Genomic DNA, 11,267 nt, shown 5'->3' with positions numbered 1-11,267 from the left:
CAAAACTGGTTTCACCTGAAACACTCGCCCTTGTCGCCGGCTGTGAGTAGGATATGCCTTCCCTGGGGGTCGCGGCGCGGCCCTGTATAACAGGCACGGTTCAACAGGGCCGGTTCCACAGAGAGTAACAGCGAAAGTTAGTACCATGACCACACAGCAGTTCGACGACCTGAATGTCGTCTCCCAGGAAATCCTGATCAGCCCCGAACAGCTCAAGGCCGAGCTGCCGGTGTCCCCGGCCGCCGAGGCAACCGTGGCAGCCGGTCGCGCCGCCGTACGCGATATCCTTGACCGCAAGGACCATCGCCTGATGGTGGTAATCGGCCCATGCTCTGTTCACGACGTCGACGCCGCCATCGACTACGCGCAGCGCCTGAAAAAAGTGGCCGACCAGGTCTCCGATACCCTGCTGATTGTCATGCGTGTCTACTTTGAAAAGCCCCGCACGACGGTTGGCTGGAAGGGACTGATCAACGACCCCTTCCTGAACGATTCCTTCAAGATCCAGGACGGGCTGCATATCGGTCGCAAGCTGTTGCTGGATATCGCCGAGCTGGGCCTGCCTACCGCCACCGAGGCGCTGGACCCGATTTCCCCGCAGTACCTGCAGGACCTGATCTCCTGGTCTGCCATTGGCGCGCGCACCACCGAATCCCAGACCCACCGGGAAATGGCCAGTGGCCTGTCTTCCGCTGTGGGCTTCAAAAACGGAACCGACGGCAGCCTGGATGTGGCCATCAATGCGCTGCAGTCCACCGCGAACCCCCACCGCTTCCTGGGTATCAGCAAGGACGGCCAGGTTTCCATCATCCATACCGCCGGCAACCGCTATGGCCACGTGGTACTTCGTGGGGGCAACGACAAACCCAATTACGATTCCGTCAGTGTCGCCATGTGCGAACAGGAACTGGAGAAAGCCGGCCTGGTCCCCAACATCATGGTCGACTGCAGCCACGCCAACTCCAACAAGAACCACGAGTTGCAGCCACTGGTGGTGGAGAATGTCGCGCACCAGATCATCGACGGCAACAATTCCATCATTGGCATCATGGTGGAAAGCAATTTGAAGGCGGGTAACCAGAAGATCCTGGAGGACCACAGCCAGATGGAGTACGGCGTCTCTGTTACCGACAAGTGCATCGACTGGGAAACCACGGAATCGCTGCTGCTCAAGATGGCGGAACAACTGCGCGATCCCCTGCAGGCGCGGAACAGCTAGTGCCTCCCGTGCGGGCCCGCCAACGGGCCTGCCCCCTCCCTCAACCGCCTTCCCATACCTCTCCCGGGGCCGACTTGAACCCCCGGGGCTGGCTTGCCATTATTTGCCTGGCTGCGCCAACAGGGACCCCGGCATGACAGACAAATCTCCCCTGCAAATACTCTGCCCCGCATGCGGTGCCATCAACAGGATTCCCCCACAGAGGCTCGCTGACCGCCCCCTGTGTGGTAAGTGCCGCACGAGGCTGCTCACCGGTAAACCCATAAGCGCGGGGGACGCCAATTTCGGCCGCCTGGTCGGCGAAACCGGACTGCCTCTGGTGGTGGATTTCTGGGCCTCCTGGTGTGGGCCCTGCCAGCAGTTTGCACCGGTCTTCAGTGACGTAGCCAGCCAAATGGCGACCCGCGTCATATTCGCCAAAGTCGATACGGAGGCCAACCCCCGGACCTCCACGAACTACCAGATTCGCTCCATTCCCACACTGGTGCTGTTCTATGGTGGGAAGGAATTCACGCGGCTTTCCGGCGCCCTGCCCCGGGCACAATTCCAGCAATGGCTGGAGCAACAGCTGGCTACTCTCGGCTTATAGCACTGCAGGAACGATTGCCCCACCTTGCGGGTAAACCCGCCCCTTGCGAAATTCCGTGATCACCACACGGTCGCTTGCTTCATTTACGAATCAGCGTTTACCCTCTTGGCACATAACAACACCAAAGGGTATTTGATATGACCTTACACCTCGAACTCGCTCCTGTTCTCGCACTGTTGGCTGGCGTGGCTATCCTGATCAAGCCGAAGTTACTGAATTACATCGTTGCCGGTTACCTCATTGCCATCGGCCTGATCCAGATTCTCAACATCCACATCTGACCCACCTGCGTCCTACAGCTTGTTCAGCAACCGTGTGTACCGGGTCCACAGTCCCGGTGCATGCCGGTTGGCGGGAGCCGTAACAGCTCCCGCATAGCCAAACCCCGCTGGTGCTTTCCCGGACTACTGGCGCCATCCCCCTCCAACCCAACCTCTCGCCCCTTGCCGTACTGCGCTACCTGGAATCCCCACGACGCGGTAACCAGAGAGCAGCGAGCGGCCTGGCCCGCACCCCCGGGTTCCGCCAGGACCAGAAATGTGCACCGCATCAGGTATCACCACGCTTCTCCTGTTAGTGTTTCAGGCAGCTATGATGTCGAAACCGGGGTGCTGGCAATAGCGCGCCAACGACGAGCCCGGAACACTGCCAGACAGCCACGTGAGCGCCCGCAAATTCTGCGTGGGGACGGAGAGGCATTAACCGGGGCGGAACAGGGAGGATAGGAGAATTGAAAAGATACCTGGTGTTACTGCTGGTACCACTGCTACTGGTCGCCTGCGATTTCGACGATCTGCCCGAGTTCAGATTCCAGACCGAAAAACGCAATTACCGCATCGACATGCGCAACCTGGTGCGGGACATCAGCACCTACGCCAGGGATATCGAAGAGGACTTTATTGTTGTCCCACAGGGTGGCACCGGACTGGTTACCAGTGACGGGCGGAGCACCGGGACAATCCAGGAAGCCTACCTGGAGGCGGTCAACGGCCTCGGGGTTGAGGGACTGTTTTTCGGTGCCCAAAACGTCGACCAGCCAACGCCCGATGAGGAAAGCCAGCGGCTGCGCGACCTGCTCGACCTGGCGGTCGACAATGCCAGTATCACTGTCCTGGTAACCGACTTCGCCAACAGCCAGCGCAATATCGACGAAGCGTATCGCCTGATCGAGGATGCCGGTTTTACCGGCTTTGTGGCCCCCAACCGCCAGCTGGATAGCATCCCGGACTACCCGGCCGAGATTCCCGGCCTGAATCGCCGCGATATCGATACGCTGGCGCAGGCCCGCAACTTCCTGCACCTGACCAACCCCCGGCTTTATTCCACGCGCCAGGAGCTTATCGACGCGCTCGCCGCAACGGACTATGACCTGCTGATCCTGGATTTCTTTTTCAACGGCCAGCCGTATACCGCCGCCCAGCTGCAACAGCTGCAACTCAAGCCCGATGGAGGCCGGCGACTCCTGCTGGCCTACATGAGCATCGGCCAGGCCGAGAGCAACCGCTTTTACTGGCAGAACAGCTGGCCCACCAACCCGCCAACCTGGCTGGTGGAGGAGGTGGCCGGTAACCCGGGGAACTACCACGTGCGCTATTGGGAGGACGGGTGGCGGGACATCCTGTTCGGTTCAGGCGATGACTATCTCGACCGGATCCTGGATTCCGCGTTTGACGGGGTCTACCTCGACTACGTGGATGAATACGAGTTCTTTGAGGCGGAATAATCCCTGAGGCATGAACCGGCAAAAAAAAGGCGGGCCCCCTGGGGCCCGCCTTTCGTTTCATGCCTGGAGACGGCTCAATAGTAAGCCTGGGACTTGTCGGTGTGGTCAGTGATGTCCTTCACCCCGACCACTTCCGGAACCTTCTCCTTCAGCGTTTTCTCCACACCCTCTTTCAGGGTCATATCCACCATGCCGCAGCCCTGGCAACCGCCACCAAACTGCAGGACCGCATAGTTGTCCTCGGTGAACTCCACCAGGCTCACCTGGCCACCGTGGGCAGCGAGGCCAGGGTTGATATCGTTGTAGAGGACATAATTGATGCGGTCCTCGATCGGGCTGTCATCAGTGATCTTGGGCATGCGCGAGTTGGGCGCACGGATGGTCAGCTGGCCACCCATCTTGTCCGAGGAGTAGTCCACCTTGGCCTCGTCCAGGTACGGCACAGAACGACCCTCGAAGAAGGCCTTGAGGCCGTCCAGCTCCATCATCACATCGTCTTCCTGTTCCTCGCCCGGGCGGCAATAGGCAATACAGGTTTCTGCGTTCGGTGTACCCGGATTGGAGACAAACATGCGTATGGCAATGCCCTCGCAATCCTGCTTCTCCAGCAGCTCGCGCAGGTACTCCCGGGCGGACTCTGTAATGGTGACATTCAGTTCTGCAGGTTCTTGTGACATATAACTTCTCAAATAACCGAGTTTCCTTGTCGGGTATTTTACTCTCACTTGCGCCCGAGTTAAACCTGGGCAGTCGCCAGATCGCACCAAATCCGCCCAAATAACCAGTAACTTCCCTTTAAGATCAAGCGGTTATATCGAACCCCAATCACTTTCCGGGCAATGCAGGCGGGCTCCTCCGTGTTAATATGGCCGCCCTGAAATGACTCAGCGACCACAAAGGTTCAGAGCCCATGGCCCAGAGCCAGGCAGCCCGAACACCGGTCCAGACCCGAATGCTTAGCAAGGAATCGTCAATGTCCCAGCAGTCCCGCCGTCAACGCCTCGAGCAACTCCAGTCTGCGCTCGCCCAGCGCATCGTTATCCTGGACGGCGGCATGGGCACCATGATCCAGCGGGAGAAACTGCAGGAAGACGACTTTCGCAGCGCCCGGTTCGCCGACCACCAGGGCGACCTCAAGGGCAATAACGACCTGCTGGTGATCACGCGGCCGGAGCTGGTCGAGCGCCTCCACCGCGACTACCTGGCGGCAGGCGCCGACATTATCGAGACCAACACCTTCAACTCCACCCGCCTGTCCCAGGCCGATTACGACCTGGAAGACCTGGTTCCCGAGCTGAACCGCGCCGCTGCAGAGCTGGCCCGGCGCGTGGCCGATGAGGTGGCGACACCGGACCGGCCCCGCTGGGTCGCCGGTGTACTGGGCCCCACCTCGCGTACCGCAAGTATTTCCCCGGACGTCAATGACCCCGGTGCCCGCAATGTGACTTTCGACGAACTGGTGGAGAACTACCGCGAGGCCGGGCGCGCGCTGATCGAGGGCGGCAGTGACCTGATCCTGATCGAGACCATCTTCGACACCCTGAACGCCAAGGCCGCCATCTACGCCCTGCACAGCCTGTTCGACGACCTGGGCCACGAACTGCCGATCATGATATCCGGCACCATCACCGATGCTTCCGGCCGCACCCTGTCGGGCCAGACCACCGAGGCATTCTATAACTCCATTGCCCACGCACGGCCGCTCAGTGTCGGCCTGAATTGCGCCCTGGGCGCCACCGAACTGCGCCCCTATGTCGAGGCCCTTTCCGGGGTCTGCGCCGAGCATGTTTCTGCCCACCCCAACGCCGGGCTGCCCAACGAGTTTGGAGAGTACGACGAAACACCGGAAGAGACCGCGGCGATCGTGGCGGAATTCGCCCGCAGCGGCTTTATCAATATCCTCGGCGGCTGTTGCGGCACGACCCCCGAGCACATCGCGGCCATCGCCGCTGCCGTGGCCGATATCGCGCCGCGCAAACTCCCCCAGATCAAGCCAGCCCTGCGCCTGTCGGGCCTGGAGCCCTTTACCGTGGACGAGGACTCCCTGTTCGTCAACGTGGGGGAGCGCTGCAATGTCACCGGCTCTGCGCGCTTCAAGCGCCTGGTCCTCGACGACGACTACGACACCGCGCTGGAGGTGGCCGCCCGGCAGGTGGAGGACGGTGCCCAGGTAATCGACGTCAATATGGATGAGGCGATGCTGGACTCGGTCGCCGCCATGCGCCGCTTCCTGAACCTGGCCGCCACCGAGCCGGAAATCGCCAAAGTGCCGTTTATGGTGGACTCCTCCAAGTGGGAGGTTATCGAGGCCGGCCTGAAGTGCATCCAGGGCAAGCCGATCGTGAACTCCATCAGCCTCAAGGAAGGCGAAGAGGACTTTGTCGACAAGGCCCGCCTGTGCCTGCGTTACGGCGCCGCTGTGGTGGTGATGGCGTTTGACGAGAAAGGCCAGGCGGACACATTCCAGCGCAAGCGGGAAATCTGTGAGCGCAGCTACCGGATCCTGGTGGACCGGGTGGGCTTCAACCCGGGCGATATCATCTTCGACCCGAACATCTTTGCCGTCGCCACCGGTATCGATGAGCACAACAATTACGCGGTGGACTTTATCGAGGCCACCCGCTGGATTCGCCAGAACCTGCCGGGTGCACAGGTGAGTGGTGGGGTCTCCAACGTTTCCTTCTCATTCCGCGGCAACAATCCGGTGCGGGAGGCGATCCACTCGGTATTCCTCTACCACGCCATCAAGGCCGGCCTGAACATGGGCATCGTCAACGCCGGCCAGCTGGCGGTCTACGACGACCTGCCGCAGGAACTGCGCGAGCACGTCGAGGACGTGGTCCTCAACAAGCGACTGGACGGCACCGAGCGGCTGCTGGAGATAGCAGAAAAATATCGCGGCGATGGTGCCGGCCAGGCGCGCAAGGAGGACCTGGGCTGGCGCGAGTGGCCAGTCAACAAGCGCCTCGAGCACGCGCTGGTCAAGGGCATCACCACCTATATCGAGGAAGACACCGAGCTTGCCCGCGAGGCCGCCAGCCGGCCACTGGAGGTGATCGAGGGCCCGCTGATGGACGGCATGAACGTGGTCGGCGACCTGTTTGGCGAGGGCAAGATGTTCCTGCCCCAGGTGGTCAAGTCGGCCCGCGTGATGAAACAGGCAGTGGCCTACCTGCAGCCCTATATCGAGGCGGAGAAGACCGCCGACACCAAGCCCAATGGCCGCATCCTCATGGCGACGGTCAAGGGCGATGTGCACGATATCGGCAAGAATATTGTGGGCGTGGTGCTGGCCTGTAATAACTTCGAGGTGATCGACCTGGGCGTGATGGTCCCCGCAGAGACCATTTTGCAGACCGCGAGGGAAAAACACTGCGACATTATCGGCCTGTCAGGCCTGATCACGCCTTCCCTGGATGAAATGGTCCATGTTGCCGCCGAGATGGAACGCCAGGGTTTCGACCTGCCCCTGCTGATCGGCGGCGCCACCACCTCCAAGGCCCACACGGCAGTGAAGATCGAGCCGCAGTTCAAGCGTAACCAGGTGGTTTACGTTCCCGACGCCTCGCGGGCAGTGGGCGTTGCCAGCAACCTGCTTTCGGACGAGCACCGCCCGGGTTACGTGGCGGGCATCCGCGCAGAGTATGAGAAAGTTCGCCATCGCACGGCCAACCGCAAGCGCAATGACAAGCGCCTGAGTTACGAAGAGGCGCTGGCCGCGGCGCCACAATTCGACTGGCAGGGCTACACCGCGGCAGCCCCCCGCAAGCCTGGCGTCACCGTGCTCGACGATATTCCCCTGGACGCCCTGGTGGACACCATCGACTGGACGCCTTTCTTTATCTCCTGGGACCTGGCCGGCAAGTACCCGGCCATCCTCAACGATGAAGTGGTCGGCGAGGCAGCCACAGACCTGTACAAGAACGCCCGCATGATGCTGCAGCAGATTATCGACAAAAAGCTACTGCGGGCCCGTGCAGTGATCGGCCTGTGGCCGGCCAACAGCGACGGCGATGACGTGGTGGTTTACAGCGATGAGTCCCGTACCACCGAGCTGGCACGACTCCACCAGATGCGCCAGCAGGTGCAGAAGCGCGGCGGCGATGGCTTGTGTCGCTCCCTGGCGGACTTCGTTGCACCTGTGGGCTCCGGCGTGGCCGACTATGTGGGCGGGTTCGCCGTGACTGCCGGTATTGGCGCCGACGAGCTGGCGGCGGAATACGAGGCTGCACATGACGATTACAACGCAATCATGGTCAAGGCCCTGGCGGACCGCCTGGCGGAATCCCTGGCCGAGCACCTGCACCGCCAGGTGCGCACCGACTACTGGGGGTACGCCCCGGACGAATCCCTGAGTAACGAGGAGCTGATCCGCGAGGCCTATACCGGTATCCGCCCTGCCCCGGGTTACCCGGCCTGCCCGGACCATACCGAGAAAGAGACACTCTTCCGGCTGCTGGAAGCCGGGGAAAACGCCGGTATCAGCCTGACCTCCCACTTCGCCATGATGCCGGCGGCGTCGGTAAGCGGCTGGTATTTCGCGCACCCGGAGGCAAAATACTTCAATGTTGGCAAAATCGGCCGCGACCAGCTGGCGAGCCTCGCCGAACGCAAGGGCATGGGCGAGCAGGAACTGGAGCGCTGGTTGCGCCCCAATCTCGACGATTAAGCAATGAACGGGAATCGAGCCCCATGCTGAACGAGCCACAGGAAAACCGGGACAGGGATGGGCAGCGTGACGCTGAAGCGCAAGGCAAGCCCCCCTCATTCGGCCAGGTCGTGCTGAGCACCCTGGCCGCCGCTATCGGAGTCCAGAGCAGCAGGAATCGCGAGCGCGACTTCCGCGGCGGGAATATCAAGACCTATATTGCCGCCGGCATTATCTTCACCGGCCTGTTCGTGCTGACACTGGTGCTGGTGGTGAAACTGGTGCTGGGAAACATGGGCTGACACCAGCGACGCGTGTCACCGGGCTTGCCAGCGGGAGGCAGGAATCGCAGGGGCGTGATCAGCCCACCCGGTACCGCAACTACCCGGGCGGCTGGGGGCTGTGGCAGCTTACTGGGAAGCTACCCAGTAAACACAGGTGACCACAAAAATGGCAACCAGCGCCACCGCGGCGATGGCATCTACAGCATTATCGCTATCATTTGATACAACTACTTCTTCACTCATCGGAAAACTCCGCTTACGCATTATTCTTATTCAGGTAGCTGTGGCCGTTTTGCAACGGTCAGCCAAGTAGAGCAAATAGCCACAGGCAGCGCAAGCGGGTGGCGCACAGCACCGGCCCCGGGCCTGTCCGGCCCCGTCTTGCATATAACCATTAGTTACTGATTTAGCAAAAAATATTGTTATTTTTTGCATAAGCGCGCTGGTATGTTATGCGCCATCGGAGAATCAGCGGAGCTTTTCCCGCTGCTCCGGATTGCGCAAAAAAGGCAATGGAATCAAGCTCTTATGTATCGATATGACGAACGGGACCGGACCATCATCGGCGAACGCGTGGCGCAGTTCCGCGGCCAGACCGAGCGTTACCTTGCCGGTGAACTGAATGAGGAGCAGTTCCTGCCACTGCGCCTGCAGAATGGCCTCTATATCCAGCGCCTGGCCCCCATGCTGCGTATTGCCGTGCCCTACGGGCTGTTGAACAGCGACCAGCTGCGACGCCTGGCGCGCATCAGCCGCGATTACGACAAGGGCTATGCCCACTTCACCACCCGCCAGAACCTGCAATTCAACTGGCCGCGCCTGGAGGATGTGCCGGAAATCCTGGCCGAGCTGGCGGAAGTCGAAATGCATGCGGTGCAGACCAGCGGTAACTGCATCCGCAATACCACCTCGGACCCCTACGCCGGCGTCGCCCGCGATGAAATCGCCGACCCCCGGCCCTACTGCGAGCTGATCCGCCAGTGGTCCACCTTCCATCCGGAATTCGCTTTCCTGCCGCGCAAATTCAAGATAGCCGTCAATGGCGCCAAGGCAGACCGGGCCGCGATCCGGGTACACGATATCGGGGTGCAGATCATCGAGCGCGACGGCGAGATCGGTTTCCAGGTCTATGTGGGTGGTGGCCAGGGCCGCACCCCGGTGATTGCGGAGCTGATCCGGGACTTCCTCCCGGAGCAGGACCTGCTGTCCTACCTCGAGGCCATTGTACGGGTCTACAACCAGCTGGGCCGCCGTGACAACAAGTACAAGGCCCGCATCAAGATCCTGGTCAAGGCCCTGGGCCCTGAAGAGTTCGGCCGCCGCGTGGAGCGGGAATGGGAGCAGATCAGGGACGGCGCCGACCGCCTGACGCCCGAGGCCCTCGACTGGGCGCGCGCATTCTTCGACGCCCCGGATTACGCCCGGTTTGATGCCGCCGCGACGGAGTCCGACCTGCAGGCGCAGGCGGATGGCGACAAGGCATTTGCACGCTGGCTGGAACGCAACACCTTCCCGCACCGGGTTCCCGGTTACCGGGCCGTGCGGCTGTCCACCAAGCCCACCGGCGTGCCGCCGGGTGACGTAACGGATTCCCAGCTGGAGGCCATTGCCGACCTGGCTGACCGGTTCAGCTTTGGTGAGGCACGGGTCACCCACGACCAGAACGTGGTGCTCGCAGACGTGCAGCAGGACGAGCTCCAGGCCCTGTGGCAGGCCGCCCGCAAGCATGGTTTTGCCACACCCAATATCGGTACCCTGACCGACATGATCTGCTGCCCCGGCGGCGATTTCTGCTCACTGGCCAACGCCAAGTCGATCCCTGTGGCAGAGGCGATCCAGCGCCGCTTCGACGATATGGATTACCTCTACGACCTGGGTGACCTGAACCTGAACATCTCCGGCTGTATGAATGCCTGTGGCCACCACCATGTGGGCCATATCGGCATCCTCGGCGTGGACAAGAAGGGAGAGGAGTTCTACCAGGTGCAGCTGGGGGGCAGCTCGTCGGAGAATGCCAGCCTGGGCAAAGTGCTGGGTCCCAGTTTCTCCCGGGCCGAGGTCCCCGACGTGATCGGCACAATCCTCAATATCTACGTGGAGCAGCGCCGCCCGGACGAGCTGTTCCTGGATACCTACCAGCGCATTGGCCTGCAGCCATTCAAGGAGAGAGTCTATGCCAAAGCCTAAAGCCGGACCGCAACCCCAGAACCCGGCCCAGCTGATCCGCGGTGGCGCTGTCGCCAGTAATGAATGGCGACTGCTGCCAGCCAGCGATGAGGCCCCGGAGATCACCGCCGATACGCTGGCTCCGGGCAAGGTCATATTGCCTTTCCCGGTCTGGCAACGACTGCGCGAGGACCTGTCCGACCGCAGCGGGGAGATCGGCGTATGGCTCGACAGCAACGAGACCGCCGACCTGCTCGGTGAGGCGGCCCGCGAGCTGCCCCTGGTTGCCGTGCATTTCCCGGCGTTCGCCGATGGCCGCGGCTTTACCACTGGCAGGCTCCTGCGCGAGCGCTTTGGCTTTACCGGCGAGCTGCGTGCTGTGGGCGCCTTTATCCGCGACCAGCTGACATACCTGCGCCGCTGCGGTTTTGACGCTTATGCCTACGAGGGCGAGGAGTCCCTGGAAGACCTGCTCCCGTCCCTGCATGACTTCAGCGACAGCTACCAGGCCGCCGTGGACGAATCCCGGCCCATCTTTCGCCGCCGCCCCCTGGCGGGATAACACCCTGCCCGTCGGCGACGACGGGCCCCTCCCTCCCCCTGGTCGTCCGCAGGGCGCGTCCCAGGTTCCACCACCC

General features: G+C 61.7%; 9 protein-coding genes. 8 read left to right on the top strand and 1 reads right to left on the bottom strand.

Going from position 1 to position 11,267, the window contains the following annotated elements; translation table 11 throughout:
- Positions 1-145: 145 nt before the first annotated feature.
- The 4 genes from LVE68_RS00910 to LVE68_RS00895 all read left to right on the top strand — a co-directional run bounded on the left by LVE68_RS00910 (position 146) and on the right by LVE68_RS00895 (position 3,531).
- On the top strand, positions 146-1,219 hold the full coding sequence (locus LVE68_RS00910) for a 3-deoxy-7-phosphoheptulonate synthase (RefSeq protein WP_232942289.1): 1,074 nt from the start codon (positions 146-148) through the stop codon (positions 1,217-1,219).
- Positions 1,220-1,352: 133 nt separating this feature from the next.
- On the top strand, positions 1,353-1,808 hold the full coding sequence (gene trxC, locus LVE68_RS00905; RefSeq protein ID WP_232942287.1) for a thioredoxin TrxC: 456 nt from the start codon (positions 1,353-1,355) through the stop codon (positions 1,806-1,808).
- Between the two features lie 137 nt (positions 1,809-1,945).
- Positions 1,946-2,089, top strand: a complete 144-nt coding sequence (locus tag LVE68_RS00900; RefSeq protein WP_232942285.1) for a DUF3096 domain-containing protein — start codon at positions 1,946-1,948, stop codon at positions 2,087-2,089.
- Between the two features lie 449 nt (positions 2,090-2,538).
- Complete coding sequence (locus LVE68_RS00895; protein WP_232942283.1) at positions 2,539-3,531, top strand: endo alpha-1,4 polygalactosaminidase; 993 nt, start codon at positions 2,539-2,541, stop codon at positions 3,529-3,531.
- A 74-nt stretch (positions 3,532-3,605) separates the two neighbouring features.
- On the opposite strand, the gene nfuA is transcribed toward LVE68_RS00895, so the two are convergent.
- Entirely contained in the window at positions 3,606-4,208 is a 603-nt protein-coding gene (gene nfuA / locus LVE68_RS00890; RefSeq protein ID WP_232942281.1) for a Fe-S biogenesis protein NfuA, read from the bottom strand.
- Positions 4,209-4,504: 296 nt separating this feature from the next.
- Between nfuA and metH the strand changes: the two genes are divergently transcribed.
- The 4 genes from metH (at position 4,505) to LVE68_RS00870 (ending at position 11,191) form a co-directional block, all read left to right on the top strand.
- Positions 4,505-8,200, top strand: coding sequence for a methionine synthase (metH, locus tag LVE68_RS00885; RefSeq protein ID WP_232942279.1), 3,696 nt, complete (start codon positions 4,505-4,507; stop codon positions 8,198-8,200).
- 23 nt (positions 8,201-8,223) lie between these two features.
- Entirely contained in the window at positions 8,224-8,481 is a 258-nt protein-coding gene (locus LVE68_RS00880; RefSeq protein ID WP_232942277.1) for a DUF2970 domain-containing protein, read from the top strand.
- A 510-nt stretch (positions 8,482-8,991) separates the two neighbouring features.
- The gene (locus LVE68_RS00875) at positions 8,992-10,650 is read left to right on the top strand and encodes a nitrite/sulfite reductase (RefSeq protein ID WP_232942275.1); all 1,659 of its coding nucleotides are present in this window, start codon (positions 8,992-8,994) and stop codon (positions 10,648-10,650) included.
- Positions 10,637-11,191, top strand: coding sequence for a DUF934 domain-containing protein (locus tag LVE68_RS00870; RefSeq protein WP_232942273.1), 555 nt, complete (start codon positions 10,637-10,639; stop codon positions 11,189-11,191). Before LVE68_RS00875 ends, LVE68_RS00870 begins: the two co-directional genes overlap by 14 nt.
- The last annotated feature ends 76 nt before the right edge of the window (positions 11,192-11,267 follow it).

It is taken from the genome of Microbulbifer sp. YPW16 (assembly GCF_021290385.1).
GTDB lineage: Bacteria > Pseudomonadota > Gammaproteobacteria > Pseudomonadales > Cellvibrionaceae > Microbulbifer > Microbulbifer zhoushanensis.
Note: the sequence above shows the minus strand (reverse complement) of the source record. Positions and strands in the feature narration are given on the sequence as shown.